The organism is Rhizobium sp. ARZ01 (assembly GCF_014851675.1).
Taxonomy (GTDB): Bacteria; Pseudomonadota; Alphaproteobacteria; order Rhizobiales; family Rhizobiaceae; genus Mycoplana.
This window is the reverse complement of sequence record NZ_JACVAE010000003.1, coordinates 1-22,664: the sequence shown is the minus strand read 5'-3', so window position 1 is coordinate 22,664 and position 22,664 is coordinate 1. Positions and strand designations below refer to the sequence as shown.

The 22,664-nt window shown below is 62.6% G+C and carries 22 protein-coding genes; 11 read left to right on the top strand and 11 right to left on the bottom strand.

From position 1 onward, the window contains the following. The first annotated feature begins 70 nt into the window (after positions 1 to 70). From arfB to IB238_RS17585, 3 genes are all read left to right on the top strand, one after another. Entirely contained in the window at positions 71 to 505 is a 435-nt protein-coding gene (gene arfB, locus IB238_RS17595; RefSeq protein ID WP_192249860.1) for an alternative ribosome rescue aminoacyl-tRNA hydrolase ArfB, read from the top strand. 106 nt (positions 506 to 611) lie between these two features. Then, on the top strand, positions 612 to 1,127 hold the full coding sequence (lysM, locus tag IB238_RS17590; RefSeq protein ID WP_192249857.1) for a peptidoglycan-binding protein LysM: 516 nt from the start codon (positions 612 to 614) through the stop codon (positions 1,125 to 1,127). 30 nt (positions 1,128 to 1,157) lie between these two features. Next, a complete protein-coding gene (locus IB238_RS17585) occupies positions 1,158 to 1,775 on the top strand; it encodes an alpha-ketoglutarate-dependent dioxygenase AlkB (protein WP_192249855.1) in 618 nt (205 codons plus the stop codon). A gap of 37 nt (positions 1,776 to 1,812) precedes the next feature. Here IB238_RS17585 and coaA read toward each other — a convergent pair whose 3' ends face one another. Genes coaA through hisB form a run of 7 tightly spaced genes read right to left on the bottom strand, consistent with a single transcriptional unit; the run spans position 1,813 to position 6,442 of the window. Further along, complete coding sequence (coaA, locus tag IB238_RS17580) at positions 1,813 to 2,796, bottom strand: type I pantothenate kinase (protein WP_192251256.1); 984 nt, start codon at positions 2,794 to 2,796, stop codon at positions 1,813 to 1,815. An 11-nt stretch (positions 2,797 to 2,807) separates the two neighbouring features. Then, positions 2,808 to 3,128, bottom strand: a complete 321-nt coding sequence (locus IB238_RS17575) for a phosphoribosyl-ATP diphosphatase (RefSeq protein WP_192249852.1) — start codon at positions 3,126 to 3,128, stop codon at positions 2,808 to 2,810. A 22-nt stretch (positions 3,129 to 3,150) separates the two neighbouring features. Then, positions 3,151 to 3,927: an imidazole glycerol phosphate synthase subunit HisF gene (gene hisF, locus IB238_RS17570; RefSeq protein ID WP_192249849.1), complete on the bottom strand. Its 777-nt coding sequence runs from the start codon at positions 3,925 to 3,927 to the stop codon at positions 3,151 to 3,153. Beyond that, positions 3,924 to 4,667: a 1-(5-phosphoribosyl)-5-[(5-phosphoribosylamino)methylideneamino]imidazole-4-carboxamide isomerase gene (hisA, locus tag IB238_RS17565; protein WP_192249846.1), complete on the bottom strand. Its 744-nt coding sequence runs from the start codon at positions 4,665 to 4,667 to the stop codon at positions 3,924 to 3,926. The genes hisF and hisA overlap by 4 nt, the downstream gene beginning before the upstream one ends. A 31-nt stretch (positions 4,668 to 4,698) precedes the next feature. Next, positions 4,699 to 5,349 carry an imidazole glycerol phosphate synthase subunit HisH gene (gene hisH, locus IB238_RS17560; RefSeq protein ID WP_192249843.1) on the bottom strand — a complete coding sequence of 217 codons (651 nt, stop codon included), beginning with the start codon at positions 5,347 to 5,349 and terminating at the stop codon, positions 4,699 to 4,701. Between the two features lie 2 nt (positions 5,350 to 5,351). Then, positions 5,352 to 5,822 (bottom strand): DUF2628 domain-containing protein, encoded by a 471-nt coding sequence (locus IB238_RS17555; RefSeq protein WP_192249840.1) that lies wholly within the window; start codon positions 5,820 to 5,822, stop codon positions 5,352 to 5,354. Positions 5,823 to 5,848: 26 nt separating this feature from the next. Beyond that, positions 5,849 to 6,442, bottom strand: coding sequence for an imidazoleglycerol-phosphate dehydratase HisB (gene hisB, locus IB238_RS17550; RefSeq protein ID WP_192249837.1), 594 nt, complete (start codon positions 6,440 to 6,442; stop codon positions 5,849 to 5,851). Positions 6,443 to 6,644: 202 nt separating this feature from the next. On the opposite strand from hisB, the gene hslV reads away from it, so the two are divergent. The 7 genes from hslV (at position 6,645) to IB238_RS17515 (ending at position 16,107) form a co-directional block, all read left to right on the top strand. After that, positions 6,645 to 7,205, top strand: coding sequence for an ATP-dependent protease subunit HslV (gene hslV, locus IB238_RS17545; RefSeq protein WP_192249835.1), 561 nt, complete (start codon positions 6,645 to 6,647; stop codon positions 7,203 to 7,205). Further along, positions 7,192 to 7,698 (top strand): GNAT family N-acetyltransferase, encoded by a 507-nt coding sequence (locus IB238_RS17540; RefSeq protein WP_192249832.1) that lies wholly within the window; start codon positions 7,192 to 7,194, stop codon positions 7,696 to 7,698. The genes hslV and IB238_RS17540 overlap by 14 nt, the downstream gene beginning before the upstream one ends. A gap of 1 nt (position 7,699) precedes the next feature. Then, positions 7,700 to 9,007: an ATP-dependent protease ATPase subunit HslU gene (gene hslU / locus IB238_RS17535; RefSeq protein ID WP_192249829.1), complete on the top strand. Its 1,308-nt coding sequence runs from the start codon at positions 7,700 to 7,702 to the stop codon at positions 9,005 to 9,007. Positions 9,008 to 9,208: 201 nt separating this feature from the next. After that, a complete protein-coding gene (locus IB238_RS17530; RefSeq protein ID WP_348648266.1) occupies positions 9,209 to 10,156 on the top strand; it encodes a DUF1402 family protein in 948 nt (315 codons plus the stop codon). Between the two features lie 73 nt (positions 10,157 to 10,229). Further along, a complete protein-coding gene (locus IB238_RS17525; RefSeq protein WP_192249826.1) occupies positions 10,230 to 11,645 on the top strand; it encodes a cytochrome P450 in 1,416 nt (471 codons plus the stop codon). A gap of 159 nt (positions 11,646 to 11,804) precedes the next feature. Beyond that, on the top strand, positions 11,805 to 13,847 hold the full coding sequence (locus IB238_RS17520) for a hydantoinase/oxoprolinase family protein (protein WP_192249824.1): 2,043 nt from the start codon (positions 11,805 to 11,807) through the stop codon (positions 13,845 to 13,847). An 88-nt stretch (positions 13,848 to 13,935) separates the two neighbouring features. Continuing rightward, positions 13,936 to 16,107 (top strand): malate synthase G, encoded by a 2,172-nt coding sequence (locus tag IB238_RS17515; protein WP_192249822.1) that lies wholly within the window; start codon positions 13,936 to 13,938, stop codon positions 16,105 to 16,107. Between the two features lie 108 nt (positions 16,108 to 16,215). On the opposite strand, the gene IB238_RS17510 is transcribed toward IB238_RS17515, so the two are convergent. Then, positions 16,216 to 16,884 carry a L,D-transpeptidase gene (locus IB238_RS17510; RefSeq protein WP_192249820.1) on the bottom strand — a complete coding sequence of 223 codons (669 nt, stop codon included), beginning with the start codon at positions 16,882 to 16,884 and terminating at the stop codon, positions 16,216 to 16,218. Between the two features lie 235 nt (positions 16,885 to 17,119). Between IB238_RS17510 and IB238_RS17505 the strand changes: the two genes are divergently transcribed. Continuing rightward, positions 17,120 to 17,641, top strand: coding sequence for an MmcB family DNA repair protein (locus IB238_RS17505; protein ID WP_192249818.1), 522 nt, complete (start codon positions 17,120 to 17,122; stop codon positions 17,639 to 17,641). An 8-nt stretch (positions 17,642 to 17,649) separates the two neighbouring features. Here IB238_RS17505 and IB238_RS17500 read toward each other — a convergent pair whose 3' ends face one another. The 3 genes from IB238_RS17500 to hrpB form a co-directional block, all read right to left on the bottom strand. Beyond that, positions 17,650 to 18,237, bottom strand: coding sequence for an ActR/PrrA/RegA family redox response regulator transcription factor (locus IB238_RS17500; RefSeq protein ID WP_192249816.1), 588 nt, complete (start codon positions 18,235 to 18,237; stop codon positions 17,650 to 17,652). Between the two features lie 73 nt (positions 18,238 to 18,310). Then, a complete protein-coding gene (locus tag IB238_RS17495; RefSeq protein ID WP_192249802.1) occupies positions 18,311 to 19,609 on the bottom strand; it encodes an ActS/PrrB/RegB family redox-sensitive histidine kinase in 1,299 nt (432 codons plus the stop codon). Positions 19,610 to 19,659: 50 nt separating this feature from the next. Continuing rightward, complete coding sequence (gene hrpB, locus IB238_RS17490; RefSeq protein WP_348648265.1) at positions 19,660 to 22,161, bottom strand: ATP-dependent helicase HrpB; 2,502 nt, start codon at positions 22,159 to 22,161, stop codon at positions 19,660 to 19,662. Between the last annotated feature and the right edge of the window lie 503 nt (positions 22,162 to 22,664).

The window sequence follows — 22,664 nt, the reverse complement described above, 5'->3', positions numbered from 1 at the left end:
CGGCAAACCGAAAACGGTTTCCGCTTTCGTGTTCCTGGGCTATGCAGGAAACCCACCTTAGGAAAAATCCATGGCCAGCGATCCACTCCCCATCAAGAGCTCCATCGTCATTGCCGGTTGGGAGCTGACAGAACAGTTCGTGCTGGCGGGAGGGCCTGGCGGTCAGAACGTCAACAAGGTGTCGTCGGCCGTGCAGCTCTTCTTCAACCTGAAGAACTCCCCCTCCTTAGGCGATCGCATCAAGACCAATGCAGCCAAAATTGCTGGCCGCCGCCTCTCCAAGGACGGCGTTCTGATGATCGAGGCCAATCGCTTCCGCAGCCAGGAGCGCAATCGCGAAGACGCACGGGAACGACTCAAGGAACTGTTGATAGAGGCGGCCGAACCGCCACCGCCACTGCGCAAGAAGACACGGCCGTCGAAAGGCGCGATCGAGCGGCGATTGAAGGAGAAGGCAGGCCGGTCCGACGTCAAGAGAATGCGCGGCAAGCCCTCGGGTGATTGAAGCGCAGCCCTGCTGACTGGCTTGAACATCACTGGCACAATCCTAGTTCTTCTTTCCATTGCCGCTGGTTGTGGCTAACTAGGTCGTGCAAATTGTGGAGGCGATGATGGGTCTGTTCAGTTTTATCAAGAACGCGGGTAAGAAGCTCGGCATTGGCGGCGACGACGAGGCGCCGCAGGCCGAGGTGATCAAGAAGGAACTCGATTCCTTCGACCTGGGGACGGGCAAGGTCGAGGTGTCCGTCGACGGCGACAAGTGCGTGCTCAAGGGCGTCGTTGCCGACCAGAACGCCTTCGAAAAGGCGGTTGTGGCCGTCGGCAATACGCTCGGCATCTCGAAGGTAGAGGCGGCCGATCTGAAGATCGTCGCACCGGAATCCGGCTTGAAGCTCGCCGAAGCCGACATGACGGCGCTGGTCCAGGCCGCAACGCGGGCAAAGGAACCGGTGTTCCATACCGTCAAGAAGGGCGAAAACCTCTGGAAGATTGCGGAGGCTGCCTATGGCAAGGGGAAGGGTGCGAAACATACGCTGATCTTCGACGCCAACCGGCCGATGCTGTCCCATCCGGACAAGATCTACCCGGGTCAGGTCCTCCGCATTCCCGACCTCGGCGAAGCCTGAGCCGCGCTCACGCAGCCAGCGAGTGGATGCATGGCCGAACACGAACTTCCTACGGGCTTCCGCTATCTGCCGGCCTATCTCGATAGGCCGGCGCAGGAGGCGCTGGTCGAGGAGGTTCGCGCCGTCGTCGCGGCAGCGCCGCTCTATGTTCCGCAAATGCCGAAGACCGGCAGACCGATGTCGGTTCGCATGACAAATTGCGGATCGCTCGGCTGGGTTACCGACCGCGAGGGCGGATACCGCTATCAGGAAACGCACCCGCTGACGGGCCAACCTTGGCCGGCGATCCCGGCGGCATTGCTGCGGATCTGGGAGGAGGTTTACGGCTATCCCAAGCCGCCACAGGCCTGCCTTGTCAATTTCTATGACGGCGAAGCGAAGATGGGCCTTCACCAGGATCGCGACGAACGTGATTTCGAGGCCCCGGTCGTCTCGGTATCGCTCGGCGACCAGTGCCTGTTTCGTATCGGGGGAACGGTGCGTGGAGCACAGACTCGTTCGTTCCGTCTCTCAAGCGGCGACGTGGTGGTGCTTGGCGGGGAAAGCCGGCTAAGCTTTCACGGTGTCGACCGCATTTTCCCCGGAACGTCGACATTGCTCAGGAATGGCGGCCGGATCAATCTGACGCTTCGCCGCGTGGACCCGTGAGTTTGCGGTCGACTGGAAGCACCTAGGATTTGCGAGGTCAGATTTTCCGGAGCGCGACCGTTTCGATCAGATGGTTCTCACCTTTCTGCAGAATGAGATCGGCACGCGGCCGGGTCGGCAGAATGTTTTGACGCAGGTTCTTCAGGTTGATGTTTCGCCAGAGCCCCTCGGCGATCGACAGCGCTTCCTCCTCGCTGACGGCGGCGTAGCGATTGAAGTAGGATTCCGGGCTCTTGAAGGCGGTGTCGCGCAGGCGCATGAAACGCTCGACGTACCACTTGTGGATCAGGTCTTCGTCGGCATCGATGTAGATCGAGAAGTCGAAGAAGTCCGACACCATCGGCACGATCTTGCCGTCTGCCGGCAGGCTGCGCGATTGCAGCACATTGATCCCTTCGAAGATCAGGATGTCCGGCCGGTCGACGACCTGGAAATTGCTTGGCAGGACATCGTAGGTGAGGTGCGAGTAGGTCGGCGCCTTGACGTTCGGCTGGCCGGCCTTGATGGCGGAAAGGAAGCGCAGCAGCGCGCCCGTATCGTAGCTCTCCGGAAAACCCTTGCGGTCCATCAGCTTTTCGCGGGTCAGGACGGCGTTCGGGTAGAGGAAACCGTCCGTGGTGACGAGATCGACCTTCGGGCTCGACGGCCAACGCGCCAGCAGTTCGGCGAGGATACGGGCGGTCGTCGACTTGCCGACTGCGACCGAGCCGGCGATGCCGATGACAAACGGGGTCTTTGCCTCGTCCGACAGGCTGAGGAAGTGCTTGCGTTGCTCGAACAGCAGCTGGGACGATTCGACATGTGCTGAAAGCAGCCGCGACAAGGACAGGTAGATGCGCCGCACCTCGTCGAGGTCGACGGGGTCGTTGAGCGAACGCAGACGCCGCACCTCGTCCGCCGTCAGAGTCAGCGGCGTATCGGCCCGAAACTGGGCCCATTCCTCGGCCGAGAAGAAGCGGTACGGCGAATAGCGCGTGTTTCCGTACCCGTCCGGAATATCCGCTTGCTCCTTATCGCGCATGAGCTGTGTCGTCATTGCTTCCGGCTCGCCTTCTCGGAGATGCCGGATTGCCCGGTCCGCCGCTCGAGTTCGCCCATGACTTCGGCGAGTTCGACGCCGCCGATCTTCAGCACGACCACGAGATGATAAAGCAGATCGGCGCTTTCGCTGACGAGGGCCGCCCGCTCCCCTTCGATTGCCGCGATGACCGTCTCAACCGCCTCTTCGCCAAGCTTCTTGGCGGCTTTCGGTTGGCCGGCTGCGACGAGCTTGGCGGTCCATGATTCGTCCGGCGATGCCTCGGCCCGTTTGGCGACAATCCGCTCCAGGTCGGCAAGGGTGAATTCGCTCATCGAGTGTGTCCCGTCGTTCCGCTCAGTCGAGCCGCATGGCGATGCCGTGGTCGGCCATATAGCGCTTCGCTTCACCGACCGTGTAGGTACCGAAGTGAAAGATCGATGCGGCGAGCACAGCGGTCGCGTGGCCGTCACGAATACCCTCCACCAGATGATCCAGATTGCCCACCCCGCCCGAAGCGATCACCGGAACGGAGACCCGATCGGCGATTGTGCGCGTCAGGGCGATATCGTAGCCACTCTTCTGCCCGTCGCGATCCATGGAGGTGAGCAAGAGTTCGCCCGCGCCGCGCTCCACCATCTTTTCGGCAAAGGCGACAGCGTCAATGCCGGTCGCCTGACGACCGCCGTGGGTGAAAATCTCCCAGCGGTCTTCCTCGCCTTCCCTCGAAACCTTTTTCGAATCGATCGACACGACGATGCACTGGTTGCCGAACTTGTCTGCTGCTTCCGCCACGAAATCCGGGTTCTTCACGGCGGCCGAATTGATCGAAACCTTGTCGGCGCCGGCCAGCAAGAGCTTGCGGATGTCGGCCAGGGTACGCACGCCGCCGCCGACGGTCAGCGGCATAAAGCAGTGGTCAGCCGTGCGGGCGACGACGTCGAAGATCGTGCCGCGATTGTCGGAGGAGGCGGTGATGTCGAGAAAGCAGAGTTCGTCGGCGCCTGCGGCATCATAGGCTTTGGCCGATTCCACCGGATCGCCGGCGTCCACCAGGTTGACGAAGCTGACGCCCTTGACGACGCGGCCGTCTTTGACATCCAAACATGGGATCACACGGGCCTTGAGGGTCATGCGGTTTGTCCTTTCGCGGCGCGGATCAGGGCCAGCGCCTCCTTCGGATCGATCCGTCCATCATAAAGCGCGCGGCCGGAGATCGCACCTTCGAGTTTTGCGGCACTCGGCTCCAGCATTCGGCGGATATCGTCGATCGAGGCCAGCCCGCCGGAAGCAATGACGGGGATGGAGACGGCATCGGCAAGTTTCAGCGTCGAGGCCCAGTTGATACCTGTCAGGATGCCGTCGCGGTCGATGTCGGTGTAGATGATCGCTGCGACGCCGGCGCCCTCGAATTTCTTGGCAAGCTCAATCACGCCGAGCTCGGAAGCTTCCGCCCAGCCTTCGACGGCGACCTTGCCGCCCTTGGCGTCGATGCCGACGGCAACCTTGCCCGGGAATTTCTTGCAGGCCTCGATCACCAGCGCCGGGTCACGCACGGCGACGGTGCCGAGGATGACGCGGGCGAGACCGCGCGACAACCAGTTCTCGATATGGTCGAGTGTGCGGATGCCGCCGCCGAGCTGCACCGGGTTCTTCGTTGCCTTCAGGATCGCGTCGACGGCAGCGCCATTGACAGTCTCGCCGGCAAACGCGCCGTTGAGGTCGACCACATGCAGCCATTCGAACCCCTGCTCCTCGAAGGCGCGTGCCTGGGCGGCCGGATCGGGATTGTAGACCGTGGCCTGGTCCATGTCGCCGAGCTTCAGGCGGACGCACTGGCCGTCCTTGAGGTCGATAGCGGGAAAGAGGATCATTCTTGTCGTCCGTTCAGTCGGCGCGGCAGCCTTAGGGCTTCCAGCGCAGGAAATTGGTAATCAGGGCGAGGCCAAGCGTCTGGCTCTTCTCCGGATGGAACTGTGCGCCTGCCTTGTTGTCGCGGGCGACGAAGGCCGTCAGCGGCCCGCCATAGTTTGTCGTCGCGATCACGTCGTCGGTATTTTCGGCGGCGAGGTGGTAGGAATGGACGAAATAGGCGTGCAGGCCATCATCGCCCGTTCGGATCCCTGCAAAGAGCGGGTGTTCGCGCTTCTGCTCGAGCGTGTTCCAGCCGATCTGTGGAATCTTCAGCTCCGGATTGTCCGGTTTGATCAGGACGACGTCGCCGCGGATCCAATCAAGACCCGGCGTCACGGTCTTTTCCAGGCCGCGCGAAGACATCAGCTGCATGCCGACGCAGATGCCGAGGAACGGGCGGCCCGCCACTTCGACCGTCTCGCGTAGCGCATCCACCATGCCGGGCACCGCATCGAGGCCGCGGCGGCAGTCGGCATAGGCGCCGACGCCTGGGAGGACGACGCGATCGGCTGACGCGACCCGTTCGGGCTTGTCCGTCAGGTCGATCTCGGCTGCGATGCCGGCCTCGCGTGCGGCGCGTTCAAAGGCCTTGGTGGCGGAGCGCAGATTGCCCGAACCGTAGTCGATGATTGCAACGCGCATTGTCATTCTCCGTCATAGCCGAGGAGGCCGAGCGCGGGAGGGGAGCCGGCCTTGGTGTTGGTGCCCGCTATGGGCAGTGTGGGGGCGGAAGCCGGCTTTTCCGGCGTCGCGTGCGCGCTGTAGTAGATCTGCTCTGCCGTCTGCAGGTCGCGGGCCGATACGATCGAGCGGAGCGTCCAGTTGCGCGCCTCGCGGGACCGTGCGAGTACCTGCGGCCCTTCGAGCGCGGTCAAAAGCGACACGGCAAGCGCCAGTGTGAAGCCAGCTGCGGCGAGCTCGGATGAATCGGTAAGAATCGATGCCGCAACCTGGAGCACCAGCGCGATGATGCCCCAGAACCAGAGCCGATGGACGAGCAGCCACGGCACGGGAAAGAAGAATGCGGTCCAGCGGAAGCCGTCGCGGATGAAGGTTGCGTTTTCAGCCGCGGCCGGTGCGCCGGGCGGGGTCAGGATCAGGTAAGACGCGGTCAACTCAGATTGTCCTGCCGGTCTGCCGGTCAGGCCAGCGACCCCTTCGTCGAGGGGATGCGGCCTTGCTGGCGGGGATCGATTTCGGTTGCCGTGCGAAGCACCCGGGCGACGGATTTGAAGCAGGTCTCGGCGATATGATGGTTATTTGCGCCGTAGATGTTCTGGATGTGCAGTGTGATCCCTGCATTCTGCGCCAGCGCCTGGAAGAACTCCCGCACCAGTTCCGTATCGAAGGTGCCGATCTTCGGGGCCGAGAAGGCGACGTTCCAGACGAGGAAGGGGCGACCGGAAACGTCGACTGCCGCACGCGTCATCGTCTCGTCCATGGCCAGATCGAGCGAAGCATAGCGGGTGATACCGCGCCGATCGCCAAGCGCCTTGGCGATCGCCTGGCCGATCGCGATACCGGTGTCTTCCACGGTGTGGTGATCATCGATGTGCAGGTCGCCCTTCGTCTCGATCTCCATGTCGATCAGCGAATGGCGTGCAAGCTGGTCCAGCATATGGTCGAAGAAGCCCACGCCCGTCGAAATCTTCGACGTGCCGGTGCCGTCGATGTCGACCGTCACCGAAACAGCCGTCTCGTTCGTCTTGCGGGAAATGCTGGCTTTGCGGCTCATCGGACTTGCGCACCCTGAATGATCGAAGAAAACTTCGTCGTCCCCATATCAGGGCAACGCACAAAAAACCAGTATTCCTGCACGGCAATCGCCCGTCGATTGCATTTGCCGTTTTGCCTCCTACATAGGACACGAGAAGGCCGGCCCATCATGGGCGGCGCGGACCCGGCTTCGGCGGGTTCGAAGATTTTCAGGTGTATCCATGAGTGAACACGATCCCTATGGAACGATGCATGCCACGACCATCATAACGGTTCGCAAGGACGGTAAGGTGGTGATGGCTGGTGACGGCCAGGTGAGCCTCGGCCAGACGGTGATGAAGGGCAATGCGCGCAAGGTGCGTCGGCTCGGCAAAGGCGACGTGATCGCCGGTTTCGCAGGCGCGACGGCCGATGCCTTTACGTTGCTTGAGCGCCTCGAAGAAAAGCTGGAGCAGTATCCGGACCAGTTGATGCGCGCCGCCGTCGAGCTTGCCAAGGACTGGCGGACGAACAAGTACCTGCGCAATCTGGAAGCGATGATGCTGGTCGCCGACAAGACGATCACGTTGGCGATCACCGGCAACGGCGACGTGCTCGAGCCGGAACATGGCACGCTGGCGATCGGTTCCGGTGGAAACTATGCCTATGCCGCGGCCCGCGCGTTGATGGATTCTGACAAGTCGGCGGAAGAGATCGCTCGCCGCGCCATGCAGATCGCTGGCGACATCTGCGTCTATACGAACCACAATATCGTGGTCGAGACGCTGGATGCCGAGCGCTGAAATGTTCAGTTTTCGGCCGGTGACCGAGGCGGACCTTCCGCTTCTCGGAGACTGGCTGGCTGAACCGCATGTGCGTCGTTGGTGGGGTGAGCCGGAGGCCGAAATGGCCGAGATCCGCGGCCATTTCGACAATCCGCTCGTGCGGCCCTATCTGGTTCTCCTTGATGGCCAGCCGATCGGCTATATCCAGAGCTATGTGGTCGATGGACCGGAGCATCCAAACACAGATCAGCCGGCCGGCACCGTCGGCATCGATCAGTTCATCGGCGTGGCTTCGCTCATCGGCAAGGGCCTTGGTCCGAGAATGATAGAAGCCTTCGTCGCAGGGCTTTTCGAACAGGGGATTGAGCGGGTCATCATTGATCCGCACCCCGACAATACACCGGCGATCCGGGCCTATGGGAAGGCGGGTTTCCGCGTTTTTGATCAACGACAGACAGAGGACGGCCCGACGCTGATGATGGCCCGGGATCGTGCCCAAGAGCGAGAGTGAGATGAGCAATTTTTCCCCCCGCGAAATCGTCTCCGAACTGGACCGCTACATTATCGGCCAGAAGGACGCCAAGCGCGCCGTGGCGATCGCGCTGCGCAACCGTTGGCGCCGTCACCAGCTGGATGCCGACCTTCGCGACGAGGTCATGCCGAAGAACATCCTGATGATCGGCCCGACGGGCGTCGGCAAGACAGAGATCTCCCGGCGCCTAGCCAAGTTGGCGGGTGCACCTTTCGTCAAGGTCGAGGCGACCAAGTTCACCGAAGTGGGTTATGTCGGCCGCGACGTTGAGCAGATTGTGCGCGACCTCGTGGAGGTCGGCATCGGTCTGGTGCGCGAGAAGAAGCGCGCCGAAGTGGTTGCCAAGGCGCACGCGAATGCCGAAGAGCGGGTGCTCGATGCACTGGTCGGGGCGACCGCGTCGCCCGCCACCCGCGATTCTTTTCGCAAGAAGTTACGCAACAACGAACTGGACGACAAGGAAATCGAAATCGACGTCGCCGACACCGGGTCAGGCATGCCCGGCTTCGAGATCCCCGGCATGCCGGGCGCCAATGTGGGTGTGCTCAACCTGTCCGAAATGTTCGGCAAGGCGCTCGGTGGTCGTACAAAGAAGGTCAAGACAACGGTCAAGGACTCCTACAAGGTGCTGATTGCCGATGAATCGGACAAATTGATCGACAACGAGCTGATCCAGCGTGAAGCGGTGCAGGCGGTCGAGAACGACGGCATCGTCTTTCTCGACGAGATCGACAAGATTGCTGCCCGCGAGGGCGGCATCGGTGCCGGCGTGTCGCGCGAAGGCGTGCAGCGCGACTTGCTGCCGCTCGTCGAAGGCACGACGGTTGCGACGAAATACGGGCCGGTGAAAACCGACCACATCCTTTTCATCGCCTCCGGCGCCTTCCATGTTTCCAAACCGTCCGATCTCCTACCGGAATTGCAGGGTCGCCTGCCGATCCGCGTTGAATTGAGGGCGCTGACCAAGGAGGACTTCCGTCGCATCCTGACGGAGACGGAGGCGAGTCTCATCCGCCAGTACAAGGCGCTGATGGAGACTGAGCAGGTAACGCTCGACTTCACCGAGGATGCGATCGATGCGCTGGCCGAGGTCGCGGTCCAACTCAATACCAGTGTCGAGAACATCGGTGCGCGGCGGTTGCAAACCGTAATGGAGCGGGTGCTCGATGAAATCTCGTTCGAGGCCCCGGACAAGGCGGGCAACAGCATCGTGATTGATGCCGAGTACGTGCGCAAACACGTCGGGACGCTCGCGTCGAACACCGACCTGTCCCGTTACATCCTCTAGGCGATATTGTGTGGGGCGTCCGCGCCCATGCCGCGAAATTGATTGCCATAGCCTCGACACGCGCTGCGCTTCATCCTAGAAACGCGGCGCGTTTTTTATGGGTTTGCGGCATCTTTCCGACATGATTTCGCGGCATGGGGCCTGCAAAAAATTGCATCAAAGCTAGGCTGGACACCAATCCGATATCGGAGAGACCTTAACGTGCGACATCTGCTGACTGTGTTCGTCATGGCCACTGCCATGCTTGGCGGCATGTCCGCCGCCAAGGGCATGGATGTCGTCCCTCCCGGCAATCGTCATGTTGAACAGCCTGCGGTGCCTGGGGCTTCCGTCCGACGCACCAAGGCGGGAAAGACGAGCTTCGACACCAAGTACGATAAGGTGCGTGATCTGCTCGCGAGCGACCGGGAGTTGACTGGCAAGATCAAATCGATCGCGTCGCAATACGGTATCGCACCGATTCACATGGTCGGTGCCATCGTCGGCGAGCACACCTACAACGTCGATGCCTACGACAGGCTGCAGAGCTACTACATCAAGGCCGCCTCCTATGCCGGGGACAGTTTCCGCTTCGCCCATGACGGCGTGCGCGTCGACGAGTTTGTCGATCGTCCGGAATTTTCCGCCTGTGCAGGAAGGAAGGGCTCCTATGCGCTCTGGTCCTGCCGGGAGTCGGTCTGGAACCAGGAATTCAAGGGCAAGACTGTCGGCGGCATTGCCTATCCGAACAACCGCTTCAGCGCGGTTTTCTTTCAGCCCTTCTATGCTGGCCAGACCTTCGGGCTCGGCCAGATCAATCCGCTGACCGCGTTGATGCTGACGGATACGGTTGCCCGCGTCTCGGGCTATGAGCGCCTCGACGAGAAAGATGCGGCGGGCGTCTACAAGGCGATCATGGATCCGGATATCTCGTTGGCGTACATGGCCGCCTCGCTACGGCACTCGATCGACGCCTACAAGAAGATTGCCAGCGTCGATATCTCCGAGAACCCGGGCATCACCGCGACACTCTACAACGTCGGCAATCCCGACGCACGCGCCGCTGACTTCGCCCGCCGCCGGGCAGAGGGTTCGGCGAACTGGCCGGAGGAGAACTATTACGGCTGGCTCGTGAACGACAAGCTGGCCGAACTGCGGGGCCTGCTCTAAACTTCAGTGCCTTGTGTGGCTGCATTGGTCGCGTCGCGACCTGCGGTGAACGCAAGATATGCGAGGTTTGGCGATGGACATGCGCCCCGAGCCCTTCGAGCCGCCGGCACCGGAGCCGCGAACGGTGCCGCCGTCGCGGCTTGAGATCATTCGCACGATCCTGCGCAATCCGCTCGAATTGTGGGGCGTGCCGTCCTATACGCTCCCGTGGATCGAAACGCGCTTCTTTCGCGAGCACACGCTGATCGTCAACGATCCTGGCTTGATCAAGCATATCCTGGTGGACAACGCCCAGAACTACCGCATGGCCGATGTGCGCCAACTGGTCCTTCGGCCGATCCTGCGTGACGGCCTGCTGACGGCCGAAGGAGCGATCTGGAAGCGCTCACGTAAGGCTGTCGCTCCGATCTTCACGCCCCGCCATGCGAAGGGCTTCGCCGGTCAGATGCTGCGGCAATCCGAACTCTACGCGGCGAAATATGATACGGCGGAAGGCAAGGGGGCAGTATTCGACATTGCGGTCGACATGACCGAGCTTACCTTTGCCATCCTCTCAGACACACTCTTTTCCGGCGACATCGCGTCTTCGACAGGCAACTTCGCCGACGACGTCAACGCACTCCTGCACCGCATGGGCCGGGTCGATCCGATGGATCTTCTCAAGGCGCCCTGCTGGGTGCCGAGGCTGACGCGGATCGGTGGAAAGAAGGTGCTCGAGAAGTTTCGCGCCATCGTTCACCGGACGATGGACAAGCGCTTGGAGCGCATGAAGACCGACCCTGATGCGGTGCCAGCCGATTTCTTGACCCTGTTGCTGCAGCAGGCCGGCCCGGATGGGCTGACCGACGGGGAAATCGAGGACAATATCCTGACCTTCATCGGCGCCGGTCATGAGACGACGGCGCGCGCCCTGGCCTGGACGCTCTATTGCGTAGCGAACGTGCCACATATCCGGCAGGCGATGGAGAGCGAAATCGACCGAGTTATCGGTTCCGGTGCCGATCCTGTCGAATGGCTGGACCTTTTGCCTTACACGCGCGCAGCCTTCGAGGAGGGGATGCGGCTTTACCCGCCCGCACCTTCGATCAACCGCGCGGCGATTGCGACCGATCGATGGACCAGCCCGACAGGGGAGGTGGTCGATATTCCTGCCGGGATCACCGTGCTCATCATGCCCTGGACGCTGCACAGGCACGAACTCTATTGGGAAAAGCCGCGGGCCTTCATGCCCGAGCGCTTCCTTCCGGAGAATCGAGAGCGCATTGACCGCTTCCAGTACCTGCCGTTCGGCGCAGGTCCGCGGGTCTGCATCGGCGCGACATTTGCCTTGCAGGAGGCGGTGATCGCGCTGGCCGTCATGATGCACCAGTACCGTTTTGACGTGACCGGCGATACGCGCCCGTGGCCGGTGCAACGACTGACGACACAGCCGGCGAACGGGTTGCCCATGCGCGTGATGGTCCGTTCGCGCGCTTCTTCGATCTCCTGATCACCCTGCGATTTACCAGTTTGAAGTCTTATACTCGGTCGCTTCTCTCGGCGCTTCATGTCGTGTGTGAGGCTGTGGCAATCCCCCATAAGATGCAATATCACCGTGGACCACCTCGTTGGCCCCAATCGAGGCGCAGCATTTCTGGGAAGACCTGACGTGAAAGACCATTTGCTACTCGGCATCGACACCGGCGGAACCTACACGGACGCCGTTCTCTTCAGTGAGGAAAGCGGTGTCGTGGCGAAGGCGAAGGCGTTGACCACCCGCCACGACCTCGCCGTCGGCATTTCCGGCGCGGTCGAGGCCGTGCTGGAGCAGGCGCAAGCGCCGGTTTCGGTGATCAGCCTCGTGTCGCTGTCGACGACACTCGCCACCAATGCGCTCGTGGAAGGGCAGGGTGGACGAGCTGGGCTGGTGATGATTGGCTTCTCGCCAGACGACCTGAAGCGCGACGGGTTGGCCGAGGCGCTCGGCAACGACCCGGTGATCTTCCTGCCGGGTGGCCATAACGTCCACGGCAACGAGAACCCGCTCGACATGTCCGCACTTGACGCGGCGCTGCCGGAACTCGCGGCCTCCGTTTCCTCCTTTGCGGTTGCCGGCTATTTCGCGGTGCGCAATCCGGCACACGAGCAGCGCGTGCGCGACCGTATCAGGGAAATCTCGCATCTTCCCGTCACCTGCAGCCATGAACTCTCCTCCAAACTCGGCGGGCCACGCCGGGCACTGACCACGCTTCTCAATGCCCGGCTTGTCTCTATGATCGATCGGCTGATCGGCGCCTGCGAGGGGTATCTGGAGCAGCGCGGCATCGATGTTCCGATGATGGTGGTGCGTGGCGATGGTGCGCTGATATCCGCCGCCGAGGCGCGGCTCAGGCCGATCGAGACGATCCTGTCAGGACCGGCCGCAAGCCTTGTCGGCGCGCGGCATCTGAGCGGGCTGGACGACGCCGTCGTCTCCGACATTGGCGGTACGACAACCGACGTGGCGGTCCTTGACCAGGGACGCCCGCGGCTCGACGCCGATGGCGCGGTCGTCGGCGGTTACAGGACGATGGTCGAGGCGGTCGCCATGCGCACCTTCGGGCTCGGCGGCGATTCGGAGGTTCGCATCAACGATCGCGGCCTTGTCGCACGGCTCGAACTCGGGCCGCGTCGTTTCCTGCCATTGAGCCTTGCGGCCAAAGTCCATGGCGATGTTGTGCATGCGACACTCGAACGCCAATTGCGCGCTCAACACATGGGGCGCCACGATGGACGCTTTGCCATGCGCACGGGCGTGCCGGATCATTTCGCAAGCGGTCTCCAGGCGCAGGAACAGGCACTCTACGATCGGATCGGTGCCGTGCCGGTGCCGCTGGATGGGTTGCTGACGAACACCTTGCAGAAGGCAACGCTCGATCGGCTTGTCGGGCGCGGACTTGTGCATATCTGCGCCATTACACCCTCCGATGCGATGCATGTGCTCGGCCGGCAGGACCAGTGGGATCTTGAGGCCGCGCGTCTCGGCCTCGAACTTGCGGCGCGCGCCAAGGACGGTTCGGGCCGCGCCATCGCCGGTTCGGCGGAGGAACTGGCAGGCAAGATTGTCGATCGGCTGACGCGTCAGTCCTCCGACGTCATCATGGGCGCCTGCCTGGCGGAGGACGGCGCCGGTGCGATCGATCCAGCAGAGTCGCTGCCGGTCGATCGGGCGCTGCGGCGCACGGATGGGATCGTCCAGTTCCGCGTCCATCTCGATCGTCCGCTGATCGGTCTCGGCGCCTCCGCGCCGGTTTACTATCCTGCGATCGCCGACATGCTGGGGGCGCAATCGGTCATCCCGCCCGATGCGGACGTGGCAAACGCCATCGGCGCCGTGGTTGGCCAGGTGCGTGCAAGTGTTACCGTTTTCGTCACGACGCCGGAGGAGGGCGTGTTCATCGTTGGCGGCGCTGGTGAAAGCGTACGGCTGGTCGACGAGGAGGCGGCTTTTTCGCTCGCTCGCGAGCGCGCGATCAGTGCAGCGCTCCACACCGCGCGCCTCAATGGTGCCGACGAACCCGCCGTCACGGTGTCCGAAGCAATCGATGCACCCGAGATCGAGGGCAGGCGCAGGCTCGTCGAAGCGCGTTTCACGGCCACAGCCAGTGGGCGGCCGCGGATTGCCTCGGATCAACAGCGTGTAATTTATTCCCTGGCGGAACAAATTCTTTGAACTATCGCTGAATTGACTATGAATGAAAGCTCTGGAAAGTGGCAGCATCCACGGGACCGAGTGTGTCCCGCAATCCGGAGTGCATGAAATGGGTTACACCGAGAAAAACGGACTGTCGTTCGATCGCGAATTGCTTGATTTCCTCGTCAATGAGGCCCTTCCGGGGACCGGCGTCGACGCGGACCGCTATTTCTCGGAGTTTGCGGCGATCGTCGAGGTGCTCGCGCCGGAGAACAGGGCACTGCTCGAAAAGCGCGATTGGCTTCAGGAGAAGCTGGATGCCTGGTACAAGACGAACGGTGCACCGACCAATATCGCCGCCTACGAAGCCTATCTGAAGGAAATCGGCTATATCCTGCCGGAAGGCTCCGATTTTGTTGTGACAACGACGAACGTCGATCCTGAGATTTCTACGGTCGCCGGGCCGCAGCTCGTCGTCCCCGTCATGAACGCCCGCTATGCGCTGAATGCCGCCAATGCACGGTGGGGCTCGCTCTACGATGCGCTCTATGGCACGGATGCGATTCCCGAAACGGACGGTGCGGAAAAGGGCAAGGGCTACAATCCGACGCGCGGCGCAAGCGTCATCGCCTGGGTCCGCGCATTCCTTGATGACAGCGTCCCACTTGCCGGCGCTGGCTGGGGCGAAGCGCGCTCCTTCGCCGTCAGAGACGGTGCACTGAAGGTCAGCCTTTCCGACGGCGAAATCGTGGGGCTCAAGTCGTCCGAGAAGTTTGCCGGCTGTGTGGGAGAGGCATCGGCGCCCCGCACCGTCCTGTTGCGAAACAATGGCCTTCACATCGAGATCGTCATCGATGCGACCACCGAGATCGGCCGTAGCGACTTGGCGCACATATCGGACGTCCGGATCGAAGCCGCGCTGACGACGATCATGGATGCCGAGGATTCCGTCGCCGCCGTCGATGCGGCCGACAAGGTCGTCGTCTACCGCAATTGGCTTGGCCTGATGAAGGGCGACCTGGAGGAAGAGGTCGCCAAGGGCAGCAAGACGTTCACGCGCAGGCTGAACCCGGATCCGGCCTATACGGCCCCGAACGGTTCGTCGTTCGCATTGCCTGGCCGCTCGCTGATGCTCGTGCGCAATGTCGGTCACCTGATGACGAATCCCGCCATCCTCGACAAGGATGGCCGCGAGGTACCGGAAGGCATCATGGATGCCATGGTGACGGTTTTGATCGCGCTGCACGACGTCGGTGCGAACGGTCGGCGGATGAACTCCCGTGCGGGCTCGATCTATGTCGTGAAGCCGAAGGTGCATGGGCCCGAGGAGGTGGCATTCGCCAGCAAGATCTTCGCCCGCGTGGAAGAGGCGCTCGGCCTTCCGCAGAACACGGTCAAGATGGGCATCATGGACGAGGAGCGGCGCACCACCGTCAACCTCAAGGAATCGATCCGTGCGGCGAAGGAGCGCGTGTTCTTCATCAACACCGGCTTCCTCGATCGTACCGGCGACGAGATGCACACCTCGATGGAAGCCGGCCCGATGATCCGCAAGGGCGACATGAAGCAGGCCGCCTGGATTGGTGCCTACGAGAACTGGAACGTCGACATCGGCCTCGAATGCGGGCTTTCCGGCCATGCGCAGATCGGCAAGGGCATGTGGGCCATGCCCGACCTGATGGCGGCGATGCTCGAGCAGAAGATCGCCCATCCGAAGGCGGGTGCCAATACGGCCTGGGTGCCGTCGCCGACGGCAGCGATCCTGCATGCCACGCACTACCACAAGGTCAATGTCGCTTCGATCCAGGCGGGACTGAAAAGCCGCCCGCGCGCAAAACTCTCCGACATCCTGTCGGTGCCGGTCGCAACGCGGCCGAACTGGACGCCGGAAGAAATCCAACGCGAACTCGACAACAACGCGCAGGGCATTCTCGGCTATGTCGTTCGCTGGATCGATCAGGGCGTGGGATGCTCGAAGGTTCCGGACATCAACAATGTCGGCCTGATGGAAGACCGCGCGACGCTGCGCATCTCCGCCCAGCACATGGCCAACTGGCTGCATCATGGCGTTGTCACCGAAGCACAAGTCATCGAAACCATGAAGCGCATGGCAGCCGTGGTCGATCGCCAGAACGCGGACGATCCGCTCTATGCGCCGATGGCGGCCGACTTCGATGCCTCCATCGCCTTCCAGGCCGCTTGCGAGCTTGTGCTGAAGGGGCGTGAGCAGCCGAACGGCTACACCGAACCAGTTCTGCACCGCCGTCGCCGCGAACTGAAGGCCGCGCGCGCTGTTTGATGACAAACGGCTGCTGGTGTGTTCAAGGCTCCAGCAGTTGTGAGGGATAAACGAAAAAAGCCGCCGGAACGCTCCGGCGGCTTTTTTGTCTCTCTGCAGTCGGCAGCCTTACTGCTGGACGACCACGCGCGAGCCCTTGCCCGGGCGGACGCGACCGTACAGGTCGATGATGTCCTGGTTGATCATGCGGATGCAGCCCGAGGAGGCCGCAGTCCCGATCGAGGCCCATTCCGGCGTTCCGTGCACGCGGAACAGCGTGTCCTGACCCTTGTCGTTGAAGAGGTAGAGTGCGCGTGCGCCGAGCGGATTCGTCAGGCCCGGCTTCATGCCTTCCTTGACGTATTTCGCCACTTCCGGCTTGCGCTGCGCCATTTCTTCCGGCGGATGCCACATTGGCCATTCCTGCTTCCAGGCAATGTACGCTTCGCCTTCCCAGGCAAAGCCCTGCTTGCCGACGCCGATGCCGTAACGAACGGCCTTGCCACCCGGAAGCACGAAATAGAGGAAGCGCGTCGGGGTGTTGACGACGATCGTGCCCGGCTTTTCGCTGGTCTTGTAGTCGACGATCTGGCGGTGGTATTTCTCGTTGACGCGCTGGATCGGGATCGCCGGCAACGCATAGCCGTGATCCTCGACCGGGCCGTAGCCGGCGGTGAAAATCTGGTTCGTTGCGACCTTCTCGCCGATGATCGGAGCGGAGGAGGGGACGGACGAGCATGCGGCAAGCATCGTGGTCGCTGCAAGGCCACATAGGAGCAGGGCAGTGCGGAGGCGCATCTAAATCTCTTCAACTAGGGGGTGAGACGTTCCAGGATATCTGGACGTTCGTCGAAACGGTTTTATTTTCGATATGGAGCGTTTTGCAAGGGCGCGGGCCGGTGCCAGCGGTTGTGCAACAGTAAAAAGTGGCCGGATTGCTTTTTTGCAACAATCCCGCAATGGGCCGTCGGTTGAGACGCAATCCGATGCGTTCTGCTAAGGTGCCGAAATCGCATTCCGCCGGAGGACCATCATGACGATCGTATCGCTTCACAATGACAACCCGCTCATCGATGGCCGCCAATCCGAGCGCGCGATGATGGTCCGGCGCGGCGTCCAACGCCTCTTCGCCGAGTTGAACCATGCGGTGTTGGCAGAGATGTCGCTTGCGAGCGGAAGGCGTGCCGATCTCATCAGCCTGTCGCCGAGAAACGAGATCTGGATCGTCGAGATCAAGACGTCGATCGAGGATTTTCGCGTAGACAGGAAATGGCCGGAATACCGCGCGCAGTGCGACCGGCTGTTCTTCGCCACCCATCGCGGCGTGCCGCTCGACATCTTCCCGGAGGATTGCGGCCTGATCGTTTCCGACGGCTATGGGGCGCACATTATCCGCGACGCGCCGGAGCACAAGCTCGCACCGCCGACCCGCAAGTCCGTCACTTTTGCCTTTGCACGAATCGCAGCCGGCCGGCTGCTGCAGGCCGAACTTCTGTCCGATCGGATCGGTCAGGATTCCGAGATGTCGGCGATCGTTTCCGGCGATCGCGACTGATTGGCGGCTTACTTTGGCGCGCGTTTGGCGAGGATGCGCTGCAGCGTCCGGCGGTGCATGTTGAGGCGGCGCGCCGTCTCGGACACGTTGCGCTCGCACATTTCGTAGACGCGCTGGATATGTTCCCAGCGCACCCGGTCTGCCGACATCGGGTTTTCCGGGAGTTCCGCTTTTTCGCCCGGCTTCTGCGTCAAGGCGGCAAAGATGTCGTCGGCGTCGGCTGGCTTGGCCAGGTAGTCGACAGCACCGAGCTTTACGGCATTCACTGCCGTGGCGATGTTGCCATAGCCGGTCAGCATGATGATACGCGTGTCGTCGCGGCGCTGGCGGATTGCGGCGATGACATCGAGCCCGCTGCCGTCGCCGAGCCGAAGATCGACGACCGCATATTTCGGCGGCGCACCCTTGGCCTTGGCGATGCCTTCGGCGACCGATTCGGCGACCTCGACGAGGAAACCGCGGGTTTCCATCGCGCGTGCCAATCGTCTGAGGAAAGGACCGTCGTCATCTACGATCAACAGTGATCGGTCTGCGCCGATGTAATCGGCGTCACTTGCATCCGGTCCGAGTGCGGGCGTATCGATTTTCTCTGCCATCTTCGCAATTCCGCGCTGTTTTTTCTTGTTTTCCGTCCATTTTCTTATGACCGGTTCGGCGCGGCGGGTAAAGTCATTTTGCCAGCTTCACGTCCATGCGTGCTCGCGGCCATTCGACCTCCACCCGCGCCCCCGGCGCACCGCCCTGCCTATTGCCGAAGGTCAGTCTTGCGCCGGAACGTTCGAGCAGTGTCTTGGCGATGAACAGGCCGAGACCGAGGCCGCCGGCCCGCTCATCGCGCTGCCGTTTGGTGACGTAGGGCTCGCCGATCCGGAGCAGGATGTCGGGCGCGTATCCCTCGCCGTCATCCTCGATGACGAGTTTCACCTGGTCCGCCGTATGTCGGACGGTGACGGTCACCTCTTCCCGCGCATGATCAACCGCGTTCTCGAGCAGATTGCCGAGTCCGTAGAGGATGCCGGCGTTGCGCTGGCCGATCGGCTCGCCAGCGCGGTCGCTTTCCTCGATGAGCGTCAGCCTGATGCCGAACTCACGGTGCGGTGCCATAACTTCCTCCAGCAACGAGGAGAGGGGCAAGTGTCGCATGTGCTCCTCGTCTTCGGCCGAAAGAGTGGTCAGCCGCCGCAGGATGTCTCGGCATCGCTCGCTTTGGCTGCGCAGCAGCTGTACGTCTTCGCCAAAGCGGGGATCTTCGCCCAGTTCGCGCTGCATCTCCTTGGCGACCACGCTGATGGTCGCGAGCGGCGTCCCAAGCTCGTGCGCTGCGGCGGCGGCAAGTCCATCCAGCTGCGACAGGTGTTTTTCGCGCTGCAGGACAAGCTCGGTGGCAGTCAGTGCGTCCGAAAGCTCCGATGCCTCAAGCGACACACGATAGGAGTAAAACGCGGCAAACGCCGTGGTGGAGACGATCGCAATCCAGAATCCCGCTGTCAGGATGGGGGGCACGACGAGAAGGGTGCCGGGGAACCAGGGCAGAGGAAACGGTGTGAAGGCGAGCGCCGTAATGCCGGCAACCGCCAGAACGCCGAGAAACAGGCTGTAACGGATCGGCTGTGCCGACGACGAGATGATCACCGGCACGCAGACAAGCGGCGCAAATGGATTGGCAAGTCCGCCGGTGATGAACAGCAATGCCATCAACTGGCCAAGGTCGAACGCAAGCAGCGCCAGCGCCGCCAATGGCGTCAGCCGATGCGCCGGCGAATAGCGCACGGCGAGATAGAAGTTGACGGCGGCAAGCAGCGCGATCAGCACCGAAGACGCCACCACGTGAAGCGGGAAGGCAAGCCAGAAGGTGACCACGATCACGGTGATCGATTGTCCTGCAACGGCGAGCCACCGTAAGCGGATCAGCGTTTCCAGCCTTAGGCGCCGGCTGGGGCTGATGTCGGCGAAGTCGGGATGGGTCATTGTCTCTTTGAACTCGTGTTGGTGCGGCGCCCTGCCGGGTCTGTTCTGCCTCATGTACCACGCGGCTTCGCCCGTGTCGTCGGCGCTGCATCGGCGGGGTTTTCCGGCCAGGAGTGGCGCGGATAGCGCCCCCGCATGTCTGCGCGCACGTCCTTCCAGGAGCCCGCCCAGAAGCCGGGAAGATCGCGTGTCGTCTGGATCGGGCGGTGCGCCGGTGAAAGCAGCTCGAGAAGCAGTGGTAACCGCCCGCCCGCGATCGTTGGGTGCTGGCGCAGCCCGAACAGTTCCTGCACGCGGATTGGAAGCGTGGGCTCTGTGCCGTCGTAACGGATCGGGTGTCGCTGACCCGTCGGCGCCTCGAAATGCGTGGGGACCAGCCGATCGAGATCGCGCTGCACCGCATGGGACACAAGCGTCATCAGACCATCCGACAGGCTCCCCGGAGCGATATCGTCCAGGCTGCGTGTCTGTTCCTGAAACGGGGTGAACCATTCGTCCAGCCGGGCCAGCAGGGCCTCGTCGCTCGTGTCCGGCCAGGGTTCGCCGACGCTACGATGGAGAAAGCCAAGCCGCTCGCGCAACTGCCCGGCGGCCTTGGAGAAGGGCAGGCACTGTAAGCCGAGTTGACGAACACCCTCGGCAAGCGCCCGGGCGGCCTCGGGTCCGGTTGGCCTTTGAAGTGGGACCTCGTCGAAGACGATCGCGCCAAGCCTTGCAACCTTGCGCGCCCGCACCTGCCGGCTTGCGGAATCGAAAAGGCATTGGTCCTCGCGAATGATGGCGTCGCCCATTTCGGCCTCGACGTCGGCGCGGCTGATCTCCGCCGCGGCCAGCACGCGCTGCCGCCCGGCCTGGCCGGTAAGGTCCGCGATCACCAGCATCGAGCTGCCGGCGAGACGTTCGGTTTCCGGCAACTCGGCGCCCCGCCCGTTTGCCATGACAAATCGCCCGCGCCCGCCCCGCTGCAGGGCGATCCGGTCTGGAAAAGCCTGCATCAGCAAGGCGCCGGGATGCGAAGCAATCGTCGCGCCGGTTGCGCTACCCGCCGCCGCTGCCATTCGTGCTGCAAGTCGACGTGAGGATTCCGCCCGTTCACCGCGCTCGTTCTTGAACCGTCGCAGCCGTTCCTCCAGATCGAGCGACGTGCCGCCGAGGCCCTGTTCGGTCAGAAGCACGGCCAGCAGTGCCGCATCGCCCGCCGCGCCCTCGCTTACGGCATGAATGACCATGGCCGCAAGACGCGGCGGCAATGCCAGTGCGCGCATCTTCCGCCCCATGGATGTAAGCCCGCCGGAAGCGTCAATGGCGCCCAGGAGCCGCAGCAGCGCCCGCGCCTCCTCGAAGCTTGCCGTCGGCGGCTGATCGATGAACTTCAGGCCGGCCGGATCCGTGACACCCCACTGGGCCAGATCGAGCACGAAGCCGGAAAGGTCGCTGGCGAGAATCTGCGGCGGCGTGAAGGCGGGCAATGCCGCGGTCTGGCCGGCGTGCCAGAGCCGGACGGCGATGCCGGGCTCCGTCCGGCCGGCGCGGCCGGCCCGTTGGTCCGCGGAAGCGCGCGAGACGCGTACCGTCTCGAGCCGGGTGATCCCGGTCGAGGCCTCGAACACCGGCAGACGCTGAAGGCCACCGTCGATGACGATGCGCACGCCGTCGATGGTGATCGAGGTTTCGGCGATCGAGGTGGCGAGCACGATCTTGCGCTTGCCCTCTGGCACTGGGCGGATCGCCTCGTCCTGTTCCTTCTGGGTGAGGTTGCCATAGAGTGGCACGAGCATCGTGTCGTCGCCAAAGCGTGCTTCCAGCCTTTCCATCGTCCGGCGAATCTCTGCCTGGCCCGGCAGGAAGGCGAGGATGGAGCCCGCCTCGCTTGCATAGGCCTCACGGATGGCGCGCGCCATGCTGTCCTCGATGCGCTCGCCGGCCGGCCGTTCCGCATGGCGCACGTCGACCGGAAAGCTCCTGCCGGCGCTCTCGATTACCGCGGCATCATCCATGAGTCGCGCAATCCGGGCGGTGTCGAGGGTTGCCGACATGACAAGGATCCGCAGGTCTTCCCGCAGTGCCGACTGGGCGTCGAGCGCGAGTGCCAGGCCGAGATCCGCATCGAGCGACCGCTCGTGGAATTCGTCGAACAGCACGGCCGCGATATCGGTCAGCTCCGGATCGTCGATGATCATGCGGGCGAACACGCCTTCGGTCACAACCTCGATGCGGGTATTCAACGAAATGCGGCTTTCCAGCCGCATCCGATATCCGACCGTATCGCCGACCTTTTCGCCCAACAGCTCCGCCATGCGTCCGGCCGCTGCCCGCGCGGCAAGTCGCCTCGGTTCCAGCAGGATGATCCGACCATCTCCGCGCCATGGGGCGCAAAGGAGGTGAATCGGCACGAGCGTTGTCTTGCCGGCACCCGGTGGTGCGGCAAGGACCGCCCGCGTCGTCCCGGCCAGCACCGACGACAAGGCCGGCAGAACGTCTGTGATGGGGAGAGGCGGCAGGTTGACAGCCGATGCCGCTGCGATCCGACCGGAAGTGGTGCTGCTCGACACGGTCCTGCTCAACCTTGGTGAATACTTTTGTTGGAATTTGCGCCGACAAGGTGCGCGTGCCTGACGCAGCCGCGGAACGACATTTCCCTCAGCGTAGCGATGAGCCCGGCAAAGGGCCCGATAACGCGGGGCTTCTGCTCGATACGGACAAGCATGGTTGGTCTCCAGCTTTCTTGTGGTGCGCTTCCGTTTTCATAGCCCGCCGGCCAAATGGGCGGAAGCGGCAACGATATTGTGAGTGATGGCTATACGGAATGACGCCATTCCATGCACGTCAAAAGGGAGGTTTCTCAAGGGCAGCGAGATATTGCCCGGATCGATTGCAAAAATAATGTCTGGAGACGTTTTTGAGGTTAATACGCACGCAATTTCAATTACTTACAAGAAAGATCATTTTTCCGAAAAATGTCTGTTGACTTGGTTTGGTGTTGGGCCTAGAAACCGCCTCACCAACGAGGGCGGCGGCGCTGCTAGCGACTGACGAACTCGCTCTGAAGTTTCCG

What these genes read in the sequence shown, in the direction of transcription:
- lysM (WP_192249857.1), top strand. Translation starts at nt 612, where the DNA reads ATGGGTCTGTTCAGTTTTATCAAGAACGCGGGTAAGAAGCTCGGCATT.
- hisH (WP_192249843.1), bottom strand. Translation starts at nt 5,349, where the DNA reads ATGCGCGTTGCAATCATCGACTACGGTTCGGGCAATCTGCGCTCCGCC.
- IB238_RS17525 (WP_192249826.1), top strand. Translation starts at nt 10,230, where the DNA reads ATGGACATGCGCCCCGAGCCCTTCGAGCCGCCGGCACCGGAGCCGCGA.
- hslV (WP_192249835.1), top strand. Translation starts at nt 6,645, where the DNA reads ATGAGTGAACACGATCCCTATGGAACGATGCATGCCACGACCATCATA.
- coaA (WP_192251256.1), bottom strand. Translation starts at nt 2,796, where the DNA reads ATGCGCGATAAGGAGCAAGCGGATATTCCGGACGGGTACGGAAACACG.
- hisA (WP_192249846.1), bottom strand. Translation starts at nt 4,667, where the DNA reads ATGATCCTCTTTCCCGCTATCGACCTCAAGGACGGCCAGTGCGTCCGC.
- hslU (WP_192249829.1), top strand. Translation starts at nt 7,700, where the DNA reads ATGAGCAATTTTTCCCCCCGCGAAATCGTCTCCGAACTGGACCGCTAC.
- IB238_RS17515 (WP_192249822.1), top strand. Translation starts at nt 13,936, where the DNA reads ATGGGTTACACCGAGAAAAACGGACTGTCGTTCGATCGCGAATTGCTT.
- IB238_RS17510 (WP_192249820.1), bottom strand. Translation starts at nt 16,884, where the DNA reads ATGCGCCTCCGCACTGCCCTGCTCCTATGTGGCCTTGCAGCGACCACG.
- IB238_RS17585 (WP_192249855.1), top strand. Translation starts at nt 1,158, where the DNA reads ATGGCCGAACACGAACTTCCTACGGGCTTCCGCTATCTGCCGGCCTAT.
- arfB (WP_192249860.1), top strand. Translation starts at nt 71, where the DNA reads ATGGCCAGCGATCCACTCCCCATCAAGAGCTCCATCGTCATTGCCGGT.
- IB238_RS17575 (WP_192249852.1), bottom strand. Translation starts at nt 3,128, where the DNA reads ATGAGCGAATTCACCCTTGCCGACCTGGAGCGGATTGTCGCCAAACGG.
- IB238_RS17500 (WP_192249816.1), bottom strand. Translation starts at nt 18,237, where the DNA reads ATGGCAGAGAAAATCGATACGCCCGCACTCGGACCGGATGCAAGTGAC.
- IB238_RS17495 (WP_192249802.1), bottom strand. Translation starts at nt 19,609, where the DNA reads ATGACCCATCCCGACTTCGCCGACATCAGCCCCAGCCGGCGCCTAAGG.
- hisF (WP_192249849.1), bottom strand. Translation starts at nt 3,927, where the DNA reads ATGACCCTCAAGGCCCGTGTGATCCCATGTTTGGATGTCAAAGACGGC.
- hisB (WP_192249837.1), bottom strand. Translation starts at nt 6,442, where the DNA reads ATGAGCCGCAAAGCCAGCATTTCCCGCAAGACGAACGAGACGGCTGTT.
- IB238_RS17505 (WP_192249818.1), top strand. Translation starts at nt 17,120, where the DNA reads ATGACGATCGTATCGCTTCACAATGACAACCCGCTCATCGATGGCCGC.
- IB238_RS17540 (WP_192249832.1), top strand. Translation starts at nt 7,192, where the DNA reads ATGCCGAGCGCTGAAATGTTCAGTTTTCGGCCGGTGACCGAGGCGGAC.